Source organism: Pseudomonas sp. PDM31, assembly GCF_019218965.1.
Taxonomy (GTDB): Bacteria; Pseudomonadota; Gammaproteobacteria; order Pseudomonadales; family Pseudomonadaceae; genus Aquipseudomonas.
Window position 1 is genome coordinate 218204 of sequence record NZ_JAHUWS010000009.1, and the last position, 16268, is coordinate 234471.

Here is a 16268-nt window from a genome sequence, read left to right on the forward strand (position 1 = left end):
TTGCAGAAAAAAAGATCGCAGCCTTCGGCGGCGAGACTATCAGTTCTGCTAGTACCCAACCCCAACTCAACGCTCAATACTGAACACCAGCACTTCGGCCCCTCGGAGCACTCACCATGCGATCACAACCTACCACCCTGATTTGCCGTTATGGCTACGACCCTCTTGATCGACTCACCAGTCACACGCTGGTGAACACCCTTGAGCGCCAGCGATTTTACTGCACAAGCCGACTGGCCACCGAGATACAGGGTGCGATGCGCTATTCGATCTTCCAGCATGGTGACCAGCTCCTGGCGCAACAGCAACGCGAAGGTAATGCCCTCGATACCACGCTACTGGCCACCGATCAGCAGCGTTCGGTGCTGCAGGTGGTCAAAACCAATCATCCACGACAACCCATTGCCTACTCGCCCTACGGATGCCGGCCCGGTGAAAACGGGTTACTCAGCCTGCTCGGTTTCAACGGCGAACGGCCGGATCCCGTGACGGGATGTTATTTGCTAGGGAATGGGTATCGGGCGTTTAATCCGGTGTTGATGCGATTTAATAGTCCGGACAGTTGGAGTCCGTTTGGGAGTGGGGAATTGAACTCATATGCATATTGTCTAGGGGATCCGATCAACCATCACGATCAAAATGGGCACGCCCCGCATCCATTCAGGACTGCCATCACGAACTATTCATATAAAGCCATTGTAAATAAAATACAAAAAAGACTATCAAAAATACCTAAAAAAATGTTCCATAAAAGAGAGACCGCCAAGACGCAAGCCCTCGATGAAATCGAGACATTAATAAATGAAAGCGGCCAATTGAATAAAGTCGGAAAAATTTCTGGCGATATCAAGCCGTTAAGATTTACAGCAGCGGAAAAACTTTCCACAGCCCGATATTTCGAGCATAAAAATGAGGGAATTCCATTCGACAAAAATGGTATCCCAAACCCAAAAGCTCCCATAACAATGACTAATGCGCAAGGTCAGGAAACATTACGCACCGATTTCTTCGACGATAGTTTAAGTTACTTTCATCATCAAGCCCAAGGTAACGGATCAGAACATCACAAAAAAATTATGAGTGAAGCAGCAGGCAAGACAATAATCAGAAGAGCACAATACATACGAGATCACGCGCTTCGAAATATTAAACCCCTTGGATAAATGGGGCTCGTTGATCCCCTTCCTGCTGCGCCCTTTCTGTTCTGCTGTCTTCGTTCTGACTTACGGCGCGCACACGCCCTCGCTACTTGCGGATAAATTTTACGTCGCCGCTGCTAAAACTATTGCTGCGTGAAGATGAAGCACTATTGATATTAGTGGCACTGAGACGAGCACTATTTAAATCTGTACCCCTAGGCGATAATGGTGGTATAGCGCTTTGACCAACAGTGGGACCATTGGAAAGCTTTACGGAACGGGGGTTCGCATTGATCGTAACTTGTGGACCTGCCTGAAGAGAAGTAGACACGACAGAGGAAACATTTAAGTGACTGTAATCAGGTTTTGGCATAAATAGAGCCACATCATACGGAGGGGGTGGACCGCTCCCTGCAAAACTGTTGGAACGAGATTCCCGGAGGGGACGGTTCCCGGCACTACTGATGCCAAGAGATCTGACTGGCCCACGAAACAGCCCTATCGTCGCCGCAGCGACACCAAACGCTGCGGCGATCCACCCAACCGTTTTGACAGTTGGATTGTCAATAACCGTCCCCACCACAGAAGTCACCACGCCAGCCGCAGCAACACTAACCCCACCCAGCAGCAGGACAAACAGGGCAGAGTGCCCAGTCGGGTCACTCCGATTGATTGGATCTGCGCCACAGTACGAATACGCGTTGAAGCCCCCCTTCCCAAACGGACTCATACTGTCCGGACTGTTAAACAGCATCAGCACCGGGTTGAACTGGCGATAGCCGTTACCCAAATGATAATGCCTGGTCACAGGGTCCGGCCGCTCACCATTGAAGCCAGGAATACTGGGCAAACTGACACCACCAAGTCGATGGCCGTAAGGTGTGTAAGCAAAGGGATACAGCCGATTTGCGTCGAGCGCGTGCAACACCGAACGTTGTTGGTCCGTCGCCAGCAGCGTGGCGACAACCTTCCCGCCCTCGTACTGCTGTTGCGCCAATAGCTGGTCGTCGAACTGCACAAGACTGCGTTGTACTGCGGATTGTATTTCGCTGCTCAGGCGCTTCTGGCAGTAATAGCTCTGTATGGCAGCCTGTTGAAAGGGTGTGCATTCGACCTGACGATCAAGCGCGTCGTACCGATATCTGCCCAATGGGGTACCACGAGTTGAGGTAGGCATTGACTGCTCCGTGCATGATCCAAATACGAGCCTTGAGCATCTTTCTTTTTTCAGTCGTTGCCTACTATCAGAACTGTTAGTATTTTGACCTGGAAATGTGCGGAAATGGAGACAGATTTATTTAAGAGAAAATAAATCGGCCCGCATTCTGGTCGTCGGTGAAGCAGATAATCGAACAAGTCTGCAACGGCAAGACTATTAGTTCTGCTAGTACCCAACTCCACCGCACCGATCAATACTGAGTGCCAGTATTTTGGCCCTCGGAGCACTCACCATGCCATCGCAACCGCCACCCCTGCTTTGTCGTTATGGCCATGACCCCCTTGATCGACTCATCAGCCAAACACTGCTGAACACCCCTGCACGCCATCGTTTCTACTGCAAAAGCAGGCTGGTGACCGAGATACAAGGTGCGATGCACTGTTCGATCGTCCAACACGGTGACCAGTTGTTAGCGCAGCAACAAAACGAGGCTGGCGCAATCGACACCTCACTACTGGCTACCGACCTGCAGCGTTCGGTGCTGCAAACGCTCAAGGGCAATCACCCACGACAATCCATTGCGTATTTGCCTTATGGCCATCGTCCCTTTGCGAGCGGAATACTCAGCCTGCTCGGCTTCAACGGCGAACGGCCGGACCCGGTGACCGGACATTATTTATTGGGAAATGGGTATCGGGCGTTTAATCCGTTTTTGATGCGATTTAATAGTCCGGACAGTTTGAGTCCGTTTGGCAAGGGAGGGCTAAATTCATATGCTTACTGCATGGGGGATCCAATCAATCGTAGCGACCCAAATGGCACGGACCCAATCACCGCACTAAAATCACTCCTATCCAGCCAAAGAAAGGCTAGAATTTACGTTGCAAGACTGCACAAGAAGGTTGACTCATCCCTATCCGACGAAAAAATATATTCCAAAATCATCGGAGACCCAACCCCGGAGAAAGCTGTCGAGGCATTCGAAGAATACAGAGTGCTACTCATGGAATCATCTCACGCCCCTCTACAAAATGAACAATACCTTAAAGATCTCAATGCTCTTCAAAGAACCAACCTCTCCGACAGTGAGGTTAAACAGCGAAATTTCCTTGAATATATAAAAGATGAACCGACCCTTAAGAATGGTTTCCTGGATTATTCTGAGAAAAAGCTGCGCGACTTGGCAGACAGAATTGAAGTAATACCAGATAAACCAAGCCCATCCGCTGACAAAATAAAAAGCTACAAACTCAAACTTATGAGCATTAGAAACCCAAATAGCAAGACAATACAAGATCAAGCCATTGCAATTAGAAAGAAGTACTTCGCTTAAATTAAGAAATAATATAAATAAGTGGTGGATTTGTTTGAAAATATGGTGACTCTGCAGATCATCATGCCTGGAGAACTGTCGATGAATCTCATCGCTCCACAGGGCCAGGGACAGCTTCAAGAGAGGAACTGAACCTGCGGGAGCGGGCCTGCTCGCTGGTTTCTGTGTGTTGCCTGACTAGCGGTGGGCCTATCAGGAATCGCGCCGCAGATCCGGTGGGATCGGCAAATCATCCTTCAACGGATCCGGACGCTTGCCCTTGCCCGCGCGGTACTGGCGAATCTGATAGACGTAAGCCAGCACCTGCGCCACCGCCAGATAGAGCCCGCCAGGGATTTCCTGCTCAAGCTCGGTCGAGTAATAAATCGACCGCGCCAGCGCCGGCGATTCCAGCAGCAGGATCTCGTTGGCCGCCGCAATCTCACGAATCTTCAGGGCCAGGAAGTCGCTGCCCTTGGCGATCAGCATGGGCGCCCCGCTCTTGTCCGGGTCGTACTTGAGGGCCACGGCGTAGTGGGTCGGGTTGGTGATGACCACGTCAGCCTCGGGAATCGCCGCCATCATCCGCCGCTGGGACATCTCGCGCTGCAACTGGCGGATCCGTTGCTTGACCTCCGGTCGCCCTTCCTGATCCTTGTGTTCGTCGCGCACTTCCTGCTTGGTCATCAGCAGTTTCTTGTGGCTTTCCCACAGCTGCACCGGCACATCCACGGCGGCGATGATGATCAGCCCGCAGGCCATCCACAAGGTGCTCCAGCCCACCAGCTGCAGGCTGTGAATGACCGCCAGCTCCAAAGGCTCATGGGCGATGCGCAGCAGGTCATCGATGTCTGAGGACAAGACTGCCAGGGCCACGAACAACACGATGAAAAACTTCGCCAATGCCTTGAGCAGTTCCACCAGCGCCTTGGCCGAAAACATCCGTTTCAGGCCGGGGCCGGGGTTCATACGGCTGAATTTGGGGGCCATGGTGCCCGCCGAGAACAGCCAGCCACCCAGTGCGATAGGCCCGATCAGCGCCGCCAGCAACAAGGGAATCATCACCGGCTGAATGGCCAGCAAGGCAATCTGCCCCGAATGCAGCAGGTAAGTGCCCATGGAGCGCTCATCCAGAATGACTTCGCGAGACAACGAGAAATTCAGGCGCATGAGCTCCATCATGTCCTGGGCCAGTGCGCCGCCGAACACCAGCAGCGCGCCCGCGCCGGCGAGCATGACCGCCAGGGTGTTGAGCTCCTTGGAACGGGCAATCTCACCCTTCTCACGGGCGTCCTTTTTCTTTTTGTCCGTGGGGTCTTCTGTTTTGTCCTGACCGCTCTCGCTCTCAGCCATGACTCAGCGCGCCTTTGCCAGTTCGCGTAAAAACTGCAGGGCCTCTGCGGCCAGCGGTTGATACTGATTGAGGATGTCCGCCAGGCCAACCCAGAAAATGAACAACCCCAATACCAGGGTCAGCGGAAAGCCGATGGAGAAAATATTGAGTTGAGGCGCCGCCCGGGTCATCACGCCAAAGGCAATGTTGACCACCAGCAACGCGGTCACCGCTGGCAGCACCAGCATCAGCGCGGCGCCAAGCACCCAGCCAAGCTTGCCGGCCAGCTCCCAGAAGTGATTGACCATCAAGCCGCTGCCGACCGGCAAGGTGGTGAAGCTTTCGGTGAGCACTTCGAACACCACCAGATGGCCATTCATCGACAGGAACAGCAGCGTCACCAGCATGGTGAGGAACTGCCCGATCACCGCCACCGACACACCGTTGGTAGGGTCGACCATGGAAGCGAAGCCCATGCCCATCTGAATCGCGACAATTTGCCCGGCGACCACGAAGGCCTGGAAGAGCAACTGCAAGGAAAACCCCAGGATCGCGCCGATGAGGATCTGCTCGGCAATCAGCATCAGCCCGCTCAGGTCCAGCGCATTCACCGGCGGCATGGGCGGCAGGCCAGGCGAGATCACCAGGGTAATGGCCAGCGCGAAATAGAGACGTACCCGCACGGGCACCAGGGTTGTGCCGAATACCGGCATGACCATCAGCAGGGAGCCGACGCGAAACAGTGGCAACATGAACGTCGCCACCCAGGTGCTGATCTGCGTATCGGTCAGCTGAAGCAGCGACATGGCTTAGCCGATGACCTGAGGAATGCTGCCGTACAGCTGCACGATGTATTCCATGAAAGTCTGTACCAGCCACGGGCCGGCAACGATCAGGGTCACCAGCATGACCAGCAGACGCGGCAGGAAGCTCAGGGTCTGTTCGTTGATCTGGGTGGCGGCCTGGAACATCGCCACCAGCAGGCCGATCAGCAGGCTCGGGATCACCAGCACCGCCACCATCATGGTGGTCAGCCACAGCGCTTCACGGAAGATGTCGACCGCGACTTCAGGGGTCATGGCGAGACACCACCGAAGCTACTGGCCAGCGTGCCGATGATCAACGCCCAGCCATCCACCAGCACGAACAGCATGATCTTGAACGGCAGGGAAATGATCAGCGGCGAGAGCATCATCATACCCATGGCCATCAACACACTGGCAACGACCAGGTCGATAATCAGGAAGGGGATGAAGATCATGAAACCGATCTGGAAGGCGGTTTTCAGCTCGGAGGTGACAAAGGCCGGCACCAGGATGGTCAATGGCGCCTGATCCGGCGTGGCAATGTCCGTGCGCTTGGACAGGCGCATGAACAACTCCAGGTCACTGGTACGCGTCTGGGCGAGCATGAAATCCTTGATCGGCACCTGAGCCTTGGCCACGGCGTCCTGGGCCGTGAGTTTCTCCGCCAGATACGGCTGCAAGGCATCCTGGTTCACCCGGTCGAACACCGGCGCCATGATGAACAGGGTCAGGAACAGCGCCATGCCGGTGAGGATCTGGTTCGAAGGGGTCTGCTGCAAGCCAAGGGCCTGGCGCAGGATTGAGAAGACGATGATGATCCGGGTGAAACTGGTCATCAACATGACGAAGGCTGGAATGAAGCTCAGCGCGGTCATGATCAGCAAAATCTGCAGGCTGACCGAGTATTCCTGCGCGCCCTGGGCATTGGTGCCCAGCGTAATCGCCGGGATCGACAGCGGGTCGGCTGCCAGCGCCAGCGGCGCGGCCAGCATCAGGACCAGTGTCAGGACGACACGTAACGCACCCATTACTTCTTATCCTTCTGATCTTTGCCCAGAATGTCCATCAGACGCTGGGCAAACTCCGGCGTCGCTTTCTCGCTGCTCGGCACCTGCACCGGCTCCTTGAGCACATGCAATGCGGTGATGGTGCCAGGGCTCAGGCCGAGCAGAATCTGCTCGTTGCCCACTTGCACCAGCATCAACCGGTCGCGGGGGCCCAGCGCACGCGAGCCGATCAATTCGATCACCTGGCCTTTACCGGCCGGTCCCGCCTGCTGAACCCTGCGCAGCAGCCAGGCGAGGAAAAAGATCAGCCCCAGCACCAACAGCAAACCGAACACCAGTTGCGTCAACTGTCCGGCCACGCCACTACTGGCCACCGGCGCAGCGGCGGTCGTGGCAACGGTCTCAGCCGCCAGCACACATACCGGCAACGCCAACACGGCCCCCAACAAGACTGCGAGAAGCTTTTTCACTCAGCGCAGCTTCTTGATGCGTTCGCTTGGGCTGATCACGTCGGTCAGGCGAATGCCGAACTTCTCGTTGACCACCACCACCTCGCCATGGGCGATGAGCGTGCCGTTGACCAGCACGTCCAGCGGCTCACCGGCCAGGCGATCGAGCTCGATCACCGAGCCCTGGTTCAGTTGCAGCAGGTTGCGGATGTTGATGTCGGTGCTGCCGACTTCCATGGAAATCGACACCGGGATATCAAGGATCACGTCCAGGTTCGGCCCTTGCAGGCTGACCGGCTCGTTGCTCTTCGGCACGCCGCCGAACTCTTCCATTGGCAGGCGGTTGTTCGCCGACGAGGCGGTATCGGCTGCCAGCAAAGCATCGATATCGACCTGGGCATCTCCGGTTTCTTCCAGGGCCGCAGCCCACTCATCGGCCAGCGCCTGGTCGTCCTGGGTATTCATGTCGTTAGCCATCACTTGTCCTCGGCGGGGCAACTGTTCAATTAGAAGCAGTCAATAAAATAGGATTGGGGCACTGCTTCAACGGCGCTCGATCGGCTCGATCACCTGCAACGCGAGGTTGCCTTTGTGCGAACCCATCTTGACCTTGAAGGCCGGCACGCCGTTGGCGCGCATGATCATTTCTTCGGGCATCTCAACCGGGATCACATCCCCCGGCTGCATGTGCAGAATGTCCCGCAGGCGCAACTGGCGACGGGCGACCGTGGCACCAATCGGTACGTCGACATCCAGAACGTCCTGGCGCAGCGCGTTGACCCAGCGCTCGTCCTGGTCATCGAGGTCCGACTGGAAGCCGGCATCGAGCATTTCGCGCACCGGCTCGATCATCGAGTACGGCATGGTCACGTGCAGGTCGCCGCCACCGCCATCGAGCTCGATGTGGAAGGTCGACACCACGACCGCTTCGCTCGGGCCGACGATGTTGGCCATGGCCGGGTTCACTTCCGAGTTGATGTACTCGAAGTTCACTTCCATGATCGCCTGCCAGGCCTCCTTCAAATCGATGAAAGCCTGCTCCAGCACCATGCGCACTACGCGCAGTTCGGTCGGCGTGAATTCACGCCCTTCGATTTTTGCGTGACGGCCATCGCCACCGAAGAAGTTGTCCACCAGCTTGAACACCAGCTTGGCGTCGAGGATGAACAGCGCGGTGCCGCGCAACGGCTTGATCTTGACCAGATTGAGGCTGGTCGGCACGTACAGCGAGTGCACGTATTCGCCAAACTTCATCACCTGAACGCCACCTACCGCCACATCTGCCGAACGGCGCAGCATGTTGAACATGCTGATGCGGGTATAGCGGGCGAAACGCTCGTTGATCATCTCCAGGGTCGGCATGCGTCCACGGACGATGCGATCCTGACTGGTCAGGTCATAGCTTTTGACAGTGCCGGGTTCGGCAGCGTTTTCGGTCTGTACCAGACCATCGTCGACGCCATGCAACAGCGCATCGATCTCATCCTGGGACAGCAGGTCCTGCACGGCCATGTCGTGTTCCTACTGCAGTACGAAATTAGTGAAAAGCAACTGTTCGATGACCACTTTGCCGACCTCTTTCTGCGCCACTTCCTGGACGCTGGCCGTGGCTTTCTGGCGCAGCATTTCCTGGCCGACCGGCGAGGCGAGGGTCGCGAAATCCTGGCCGGAGAACAGCATGACCAGGTTATTGCGGATCACCGGCATGTGAACCTTGAGCGCCTCCAGATCGACCGGGTTGCGGGCGAGCATGGTGATGCTCACTTGCAGGTAGCGCTGGCGGCCGTTCTGGTTGAAATTGGCGACGAAGGCCGGGGCAATCGCCTCGAAAATCGCTGGCTGCTTGCCGAGTGGAGTTTCGGCCTCGGCGCTGGCGGGCTTGCTCTGGGCGCTGTGCATGAAGTACCAGGTCGCACCCACGGACAAACCGACCGCGAGCAGCAACGCCACTACCATCAAGATGATCAGCTTGAGCCTGCCTTTGGTTGCGGGTTCTTTTACTACTGCGTCGCTCTTCGCCATGCCAATAATCCGTCACTATTCGGGTTTTCACAGTCGCACGGCAAGGCAAGAGCAAGTGTTATGCCAGAAGCGCCCTAGGGAAGAAGTGCTGGAGAAATGTAGTGTGGATGACACATAAACCCCCTGTGGGAGCGCAATACTGTTCACTTAAGCCAGGTCACACCTTTGTGGCGAGGGGGCTTGCCCCCGTTGGGCCGCAGAGCGGCCCCAAAACCTGCCACCGAGGTGTATCAGGTACACCGCGTGTAATGGTTTTGCGACTGCTTCGCAGCCGAACGGGGGCAAGCCCCCTCGCCACAAGGTGTATTGCCCCGCTTAAGTGAACAGCATTACCTGTGGGAGCGGGCTTGCCCGCGATGAGGGCAGAACAGCCAATATCTTCATTGACTGCTACACCGCCATCGCGAGCAAGCTCACTCCCGCAGGGTTTAGTGGCGTGTGTGGTCAGGCGTAGTAATCGACCGCACTGGAGCCGATCACGCTAGTGGTACTGGCAGCCACTTCGGCAACGCTCGGCGCAAGATCATCATCCATCGAATCCAGCCCCCCGCCGCCAGCATTGGCGCGCCCTCGCTGAGCCTGTTGAGACTGATCCTGGCCCTGCTGCGAACCACGGGACTGGTCCGAAACGTTGACATCGACCTGGCCCATGCCCTGCTGCGCAAACATGTCACGCAGGCGATACATCTGGCCGTCCAGCGCTTCACGGACAGCTGGATGGGCACTCATGAACGTCACTTGGGTCTGCTGATCCGGCACCATGTTCACCCGAATGTCCAGGCGCCCAAGTTCAGCTGGCTGCAACTGAATGTCGGCGGCCTTGAGATTGGTGCTGGACAGGTACATGACCCGATTGACCACCTCTTGTGTCCAGCCGCTCTGATGCATTGCGATCGGCTGGTTCACCGGCAAGGCATTCGCGGTTTTCGGTGTGGCGGCCTGTGTCAGTTCCGCCAGACGGTTGGCGAAATTGTCGACACGGGTGTCGCTGCTGGCGGACGTGAGATCCTTGAGACCGGCGTCGATCAAGCCGCTGAACGCCTTGTCGCCACCCTGGCTGGTACTGTCCTTGTCGGGCGGCATATCCAGCATGCTCGCCATGCCCGCTGCAAAGTTCTGTGCCGAAGTCAGCTCGCCATCAGCCTGGACTGGTATCGGTGCTGCCTTGGCCTGGCCCTGGCTGGAAGCGGACACATGGCCACTGTGTTCCATTGCCAGACGCACTGCCGGCAATGCATCGAGTGGGTCAGCTTCGGGATTGAAGTCGTTATCCGTGGCGGTCAGCGCCGGGGCCACCGTCGTCTTGGCGGTCGCCGAAACCGAAACCGGCACCGGCACCGGCACCGGCACTGCAGCCTGGACAGCTTGTGCCAAGGCCGGGTCCACCACGGCTTCGGCGGCCGTTGCAATTGGCGCCGGCACTACAATCTGGACAACCTGAGCCAATGCCGGATCATAAGCCGGATCGATCGGCGCGCAGTCACCCACCGCCTTATGCTCGATATCCGTCGTTTCGTCGCTGGCGGACTTATCGTCTGCCTGCACCAGGTGATTGACTGGCAAGGATTTGCCGTCATCGGCAACAGCCGGCTCTACAGCGGCAGAACTGTGTTCGCCAGAATCTTGCGTCTCGGGCCCTTCGGTGGTTTTTTTACCAATCGGCTCATTTGATCCGTTACCGGCGGCAGCAGATTTATCCGGGGTTTGATCGGCATACACCCGAGCGAAGCTGGACGCCTTGTTCCCAGGCTCAGGGGACGACACCGGGGCACTGGCGGGGGGCGCTTTAGCCTTGGCCTGTGTGGCGGCCTGAAGAAAAATATCGGGGGTAACGGGCATGAAACGATCTCCGCTGCACTGGATACGTAGGTACAGTTGCGGAGAGTAAAGCAAGGGTCGCGCCAGATTCACTCGAATGTCGCGTCGAACGGCTTAACGGTCCATCAGGAATCGCTGCCGCTCCTCTTCGTACAGTGGCCGGGCAATAGCAAACTCGCTGACGATTTCAGTAATCAATTGCTGAATATCGTCCTTCGATGAATGGGTTGCGCTCTTTTCCAGCCGACAGCACAACGCGGCGAGCCTTAAGGCTCCCATGTTGCTGCTGCTGCCCTTGAAGCTATGGGCGGCCTCAATCAATTGCGCCGCGGTCTGCGCCTTGCGTAACTGCTGCAAACGCATTTCGCAATCATCGAGAAAGGTATCCAGCAACGTCGGATACTCGCCTTCCATGATTTCCTGCAACGCATTCAACACGTCGCGATCCAGATGTGTGTCAGCCACTTGCTCACTCCTTGATCAAGAATTGTGCAGATTATGCCAGAGCCTCCCAGAAAAACTCCACGCAAGCACTTCGCCCGTCATCGCTCCATCGGGCATTTCGGCCCAACTGGCGGATCAGACTGACCCCGCGTCCCGACAGACGTATGTCGTCCACAGGTCTTTGCATCACCCGCGCAACATCGAACCCTTTGCCACTGTCCTCGACGCGGATCGTCAGGCAACCGCCCTCGCCTGTCGGCGTGACCTGCAAATGCACCCTGACATAGCCGTCCTGCAACGCATCCAGGCAAGCATTGCGCAGTTGATAGTAGCGGGCGAAACCGCCGGCATCGCGCTTGAGACTCGAATCCAGACCGAGCACACCATGCTCCAGAGCATTGGAATACAGTTCCGCCAGCACGCTGTAGAGCGCCCCGCTCTGGGCTCGCAAACCGTGGACCTCCTGCAACAACTGCAACAGATACGGCAGCGGATTGAAGCGCTTGAGCGTAGCGGCACGGAACTCGAAACTCACCGACCAATCCAGCGGGCAGGACTGCCCACTATCAGAGTAAACCAGTGCCGGCGGCGTGATCTGCGCCGGTTGCAGCAGGCTGATTTCGACCATGCTGACATCGTCACGCGCTTGCCCGCCAAAATCGCGCAAGGCCTGCTGGACCTCTTCAAACAGCGCGTCAGGCTGACGATTGCTCTCGAACACTCGCTGCAAACCCTGCTCACCGAACAACCGGTCGTTGGCATCTCGCGTATCGATCACACCATCGGACAACAGGAACACCCGATCGCCGAGTGCCATTGGCAGCACCTCAGTGCGATCATCAAATGCCTCAGGGCTCAGCACGCCCAGTGGCAGATGGCGCGCCGCCAGCTGCGTGCGCTCGCCGCTGGCGATACGGTGCAGGTATCCATCGGGCATGCCGCCATTCCAGACTTCCACCGAGCGCCGCTGGAAACTCAGGCACAGCAAGGTCGCACAGCAAAACATGTCCACGGGCAGGATGCGCTTGAGCTTGGCATTCATCTCGCGCAACGTCTCCGCCAGGCCGTAGCCCTTGGCGGTCATGCCATAAAAGACTTCCGCCAACGGCATGGCGCCCACCGCCGCCGGCAACCCGTGCCCCGTAAAGTCGCCCAGTAGCACGTGCATATCGCCCGATGGCGTGAATGCCGCCAGCAACAGGTCACCGTTGAACAGTGCGTAGGGCGACTGCAAGTATCGGATGTTGGGGGCGACATTCAGGCAACCGGAATGCGCCACTTTGTCGAAAACGGCCTTGGCCACCCGCTGTTCGTTGAGCAAATAGTCGTGGTGCCTGGCGATCTGGTCGCGTTGCTCCAGCACCGTGGCCTGCAATCGGCGCAAGCGCTCCATCGCCTTGATTTTGGCGGCGAGTATCACCTGGTTATAGGGTTTCGCCAGAAAGTCGTCGCCACCAGCTTCCAGACAACTGGCCAGGGCTTCGTTTTCGGACAAGGACGTAAGGAAGATGATCGGCACCAGGGTTTCACCGGCCAATGCCTTGATTTGCCGGGCGGCCTCGAAGCCGTCCATGACCGGCATCATCGCGTCCATCAACACCAGATGCGGTGTTTGCCGGCGAAACGCGTCGACCGCTTCAACGCCGTTGGCCGCCGTCAGTACCACATGCCCTTGTCGGCGCAGGATGCTCGACAGCAACAGGCGATCAGCGGCACTGTCCTCGGCGATCAGGATGGTCAGTTGCACCTGCGGCTGCATGGCAATCAACTGATGTCGAACAGTTTGTCGAAATTGGAAATGGCGAGGATCTTGCGCACGTCACTGCTGCTGTTGACCACGCGGATGTCGGAGTCGTCGCCACCGGCATGATCGCGCAGCAGCAGCAACATCCCCAGGGCGGAGCTGTCGAGGTAGGTCGCGTCTTTCAGGTCGACCACCACGGCGGCCAGTTCCTTGTTCTCATAGGCATCACGAAATTGCTGATGCTTGGCGAAATCGAATCGTCCCTTGATCGAAATCGTCAGCTTTTGCCCGTCCTGGGACATCTCGGAAATCACTGACATTTACCGCGTCCTAGTCTTTGGAATACGTTTAGAAGGTTTAGCATCTGAGAGAGGCAAGGTCAAAGGATCGCAGGCCCGGGCCGAGTTCGGACGATCTTTTTTCAGGCAACGCTAATACTGATCCTGGCGTGGCAACCGCTGGCACAACTCATCGAGCAGCTTCTGCTCGCGCCTGTCTTCCAGCGCCCGCGCCTCATCGGCATAACGCTGGACCAGTTTGCGCAGGCCTTCGACCCGGGTGAACGCCTGCTGCCAGGTTTCCCGCGCCTTGTTCAGATTGTTCTGATGCCAGGCCAGACTCTGGCGCTGCTGGTCGATGGCCGTGCCCAACTGCGCGAGAAAGCCCTGATACCCCAGCAGCCATTGACCCGAGACGCCGCTGCTGCCGCGTACGATCCATTGCTCCTGATAATCGAGTCGAAAGGCTTCCAGGTCACCCAGCTTGCTTTCCGCCAGCCGCACCTGCCCCTGAAAATGGCCCAACCGTTGAGAGGCGGTTTTCTCGGCCTTTTCGGCCATGTCCACCACCGGCGCCAGGCGCCCTGCCCGAGTCTGGGCCATGGCCGCTTAACCGCCAGCCGCGGGCGCAAAGATCGACGCGAGGTACGCTTCGCTTTCGCCCAGGCTGATGCTGTCGTTGAGGCCCTGGCGCAGGTATTTGACCAACTGCGGCTGCAGGGAAATCGCCAGGTCGGTCTCGCGGTCGCCACCCGCGACATAGGCGCCGACGCTGATCAGGTCGCGGCTCTGCTGATAACGCGACCACAATTGCTTGAAATACTGCGCACGCGCCATGTGTTCCGGCGACACCACCGCCGGCATCACCCGGCTGATGGACGCTTCGATATCGATGGCCGGGTAATGCCCTTCTTCGGCGAGGCGCCGGGACAACACGATGTGCCCGTCGAGCACGCCGCGCGCCGCGTCGGCAATCGGGTCCTGCTGGTCATCACCTTCGGACAGCACGGTGTAGAAAGCGGTGATCGAGCCACCCCCCTTCTCGGCGTTGCCCGCCCGCTCTACCAGTTTCGGCAGTTTGGCAAATACCGAAGGCGGATAGCCCTTGGTCGCCGGCGGTTCACCAATGGCCAACGCAATTTCCCGCTGGGCCTGGGCGAAACGGGTCAGGGAATCCATGAGCAACAGGACGTTCTTGCCCTTGTCGCGAAAATATTCGGCGATGCGCGTGCAATACATCGCGGCGCGCAGGCGCATCAACGGCGCATCATCGGCCGGGGACGCCACCACCACCGAGCGCTTGAGGCCTTCTTCACCGAGGATGTGCTCGATGAACTCCTTGACCTCACGACCCCGCTCACCGATCAGGCCAACGACGATAATGTCCGCCTCGGTGAAGCGGGTCATCATGCCCAGCAGCACCGACTTGCCAACACCGGTACCGGCGAACAGACCCAGTCGCTGACCACGGCCGACAGTGAGCATTCCGTTGATGCAGCGAATGCCTACGTCCAGCGGTTCGCTGATGGGCTCACGCTTGAGCGGGTTGATGGTCGGGCCGTCCATCGGCACCCAGTCTTCGGCCTTCATGCCGCCCTTGCCGTCCAGCGCACGACCGGCGCCGTCGAGAACACGCCCAAGCATGCTCATGCCCATCGGCAGGCGACCGGTGTCAGCCATGGGCACCACGCGGGCACCGGGCGCAATGCCGGCGACGCTGCCAACCGGCATCAGGAAAACTTTGCTGCCAGAAAAACCCATGACCTCGGCTTCAACCTGCACCGGATGATAGCTGTCGTCATTGATGACCATGCAACGACTGCCCATGGCAGCGCGCAGGCCTTCGGCTTCAAGGGTGAGGCCGACCATACGCAACAAGCGACCTTCGAGAATCGGCGCACCGGCCAGCTCAGTGGCCTCGGCATAGCTGCCCAGGCGCTTGGCGAAACTGGTGCGATCAAGGCGCATCGGCAACGTCCGGCTCAGCTGCGCCCGCAGGCGTGCTTTCGATCGGCAGCTCCAGGCTCAGGTCTGGCGCGGCTGGACGCAGGGCCTGGTCATGCAACTGATCGAAGAGTTTATCCATGACCCGTGCAACCCGGGTTTCGACTGTGGCGTCGATGCGGCTGTGTTCGGTCTCCACCCGGCAACCGCCAGGCAACAGCGACTCGTCCTCGACGATGCGCCAGGTTTCTTCATGGCGCTCGCGCAGGGCTTTGACCTGTTCGAAATCCTGCGGATTGATGTACAACCGCACATTGCCCGCGCCCAGGGGCAACAACTTGAGGGCGTCGCGCATGACGTGCTCGATCTGCGTTGAGTCGATCGCCAGTTCGCGCTGGATCACCTGACGGGTGATGTGCTGCACCAGGTCGACCAGGGACTTTTCAATCAGGGTGTCCTGCTCGGCGATGGGCTCGAACAGGTGCGCCATCAACTGTTCCAGCCCGGCAATCTTGGCCGACAAGGCGACTTCGGCCTCCTGACGCACCTTAAGCGTGGTGCTGTGGAAGCCTTCCTTCTCGCCCACCGCGAAGCCTTCGTTGTAGGCTTCCTGGCGAATACTTTCGAGTTCCTCGAGGGTCAGTGGCTGGACTTCCTCCAGCGGCACCTCCTCCATTTCCGGCGGTTCGGGCTCAGGCTCAGGTTCCGGCTCGGGTTCTGGCGGGTCGAAACTGGGCAACGCCCAGGTATCGAAGCCACTGACATCCCTGGCGCGGATCAGGTCAGTGGCTGACTCATCATTCTTGACCATGG

18 protein-coding genes are annotated in these 16268 nt (G+C 58.0%); 2 read left to right on the forward strand and 16 right to left on the reverse strand.

From position 1 onward, the window contains the following. The first annotated feature begins 116 nt into the window (after positions 1 to 116). The gene (locus KW839_RS19055) at positions 117 to 1163 is read left to right on the forward strand and encodes an RHS repeat-associated core domain-containing protein (RefSeq protein WP_218425178.1); all 1047 of its coding nucleotides are present in this window, start codon (positions 117 to 119) and stop codon (positions 1161 to 1163) included. Positions 1164 to 1245: 82 nt separating this feature from the next. Here KW839_RS19055 and KW839_RS19060 read toward each other — a convergent pair whose 3' ends face one another. Next, on the reverse strand, positions 1246 to 2316 hold the full coding sequence (locus KW839_RS19060) for an RHS repeat-associated core domain-containing protein (protein ID WP_218425179.1): 1071 nt from the start codon (positions 2314 to 2316) through the stop codon (positions 1246 to 1248). A gap of 274 nt (positions 2317 to 2590) precedes the next feature. Here KW839_RS19060 and KW839_RS19065 point away from each other — a divergent pair, with 274 nt between their 5' ends. Then, positions 2591 to 3631, forward strand: a complete 1041-nt coding sequence (locus tag KW839_RS19065; protein WP_218425180.1) for an RHS repeat-associated core domain-containing protein — start codon at positions 2591 to 2593, stop codon at positions 3629 to 3631. Between the two features lie 192 nt (positions 3632 to 3823). Here the strand turns inward: KW839_RS19065 and flhB are convergent, their stop codons facing one another. From flhB to fliH, 15 genes are all read right to left on the reverse strand, one after another. Beyond that, positions 3824 to 4963, reverse strand: a complete 1140-nt coding sequence (gene flhB, locus KW839_RS19070) for a flagellar biosynthesis protein FlhB (protein WP_060541419.1) — start codon at positions 4961 to 4963, stop codon at positions 3824 to 3826. A 3-nt stretch (positions 4964 to 4966) separates the two neighbouring features. Beyond that, complete coding sequence (fliR, locus tag KW839_RS19075) at positions 4967 to 5749, reverse strand: flagellar biosynthetic protein FliR (protein ID WP_060541418.1); 783 nt, start codon at positions 5747 to 5749, stop codon at positions 4967 to 4969. A 3-nt stretch (positions 5750 to 5752) separates the two neighbouring features. After that, positions 5753 to 6022 (reverse strand): flagellar biosynthesis protein FliQ, encoded by a 270-nt coding sequence (gene fliQ / locus KW839_RS19080; RefSeq protein WP_060541417.1) that lies wholly within the window; start codon positions 6020 to 6022, stop codon positions 5753 to 5755. Further along, positions 6019 to 6777, reverse strand: coding sequence for a flagellar type III secretion system pore protein FliP (fliP, locus tag KW839_RS19085; protein ID WP_060541416.1), 759 nt, complete (start codon positions 6775 to 6777; stop codon positions 6019 to 6021). The genes fliQ and fliP overlap by 4 nt, the downstream gene beginning before the upstream one ends. After that, positions 6777 to 7226 (reverse strand): flagellar biosynthetic protein FliO, encoded by a 450-nt coding sequence (gene fliO, locus KW839_RS19090; RefSeq protein ID WP_060541415.1) that lies wholly within the window; start codon positions 7224 to 7226, stop codon positions 6777 to 6779. Before fliO ends, fliP begins: the two co-directional genes overlap by 1 nt. Beyond that, entirely contained in the window at positions 7227 to 7682 is a 456-nt protein-coding gene (fliN, locus tag KW839_RS19095; RefSeq protein ID WP_060541414.1) for a flagellar motor switch protein FliN, read from the reverse strand. Between the two features lie 66 nt (positions 7683 to 7748). After that, positions 7749 to 8717: a flagellar motor switch protein FliM gene (fliM, locus tag KW839_RS19100; RefSeq protein ID WP_060541413.1), complete on the reverse strand. Its 969-nt coding sequence runs from the start codon at positions 8715 to 8717 to the stop codon at positions 7749 to 7751. Between the two features lie 9 nt (positions 8718 to 8726). Beyond that, the gene (gene fliL / locus KW839_RS19105; protein WP_218425181.1) at positions 8727 to 9227 is read right to left on the reverse strand and encodes a flagellar basal body-associated protein FliL; all 501 of its coding nucleotides are present in this window, start codon (positions 9225 to 9227) and stop codon (positions 8727 to 8729) included. A gap of 444 nt (positions 9228 to 9671) precedes the next feature. Next, positions 9672 to 11066 (reverse strand): flagellar hook-length control protein FliK, encoded by a 1395-nt coding sequence (locus tag KW839_RS19110; RefSeq protein ID WP_218425182.1) that lies wholly within the window; start codon positions 11064 to 11066, stop codon positions 9672 to 9674. A gap of 93 nt (positions 11067 to 11159) precedes the next feature. After that, the gene (locus tag KW839_RS19115; RefSeq protein WP_218425183.1) at positions 11160 to 11510 is read right to left on the reverse strand and encodes an Hpt domain-containing protein; all 351 of its coding nucleotides are present in this window, start codon (positions 11508 to 11510) and stop codon (positions 11160 to 11162) included. Between the two features lie 31 nt (positions 11511 to 11541). Then, positions 11542 to 13248, reverse strand: coding sequence for a fused response regulator/phosphatase (locus KW839_RS19120; RefSeq protein ID WP_218425184.1), 1707 nt, complete (start codon positions 13246 to 13248; stop codon positions 11542 to 11544). Positions 13249 to 13253: 5 nt separating this feature from the next. Then, positions 13254 to 13553 carry an STAS domain-containing protein gene (locus tag KW839_RS19125; RefSeq protein ID WP_060541408.1) on the reverse strand — a complete coding sequence of 100 codons (300 nt, stop codon included), beginning with the start codon at positions 13551 to 13553 and terminating at the stop codon, positions 13254 to 13256. Positions 13554 to 13664: 111 nt separating this feature from the next. After that, positions 13665 to 14114 carry a flagellar export protein FliJ gene (fliJ, locus tag KW839_RS19130; RefSeq protein ID WP_060541407.1) on the reverse strand — a complete coding sequence of 150 codons (450 nt, stop codon included), beginning with the start codon at positions 14112 to 14114 and terminating at the stop codon, positions 13665 to 13667. A 6-nt stretch (positions 14115 to 14120) separates the two neighbouring features. Beyond that, on the reverse strand, positions 14121 to 15479 hold the full coding sequence (gene fliI / locus KW839_RS19135) for a flagellar protein export ATPase FliI (protein WP_060541406.1): 1359 nt from the start codon (positions 15477 to 15479) through the stop codon (positions 14121 to 14123). Next, a complete protein-coding gene (fliH, locus tag KW839_RS19140; protein WP_060541405.1) occupies positions 15469 to 16266 on the reverse strand; it encodes a flagellar assembly protein FliH in 798 nt (265 codons plus the stop codon). Before fliH ends, fliI begins: the two co-directional genes overlap by 11 nt. Between the last annotated feature and the right edge of the window lie 2 nt (positions 16267 to 16268).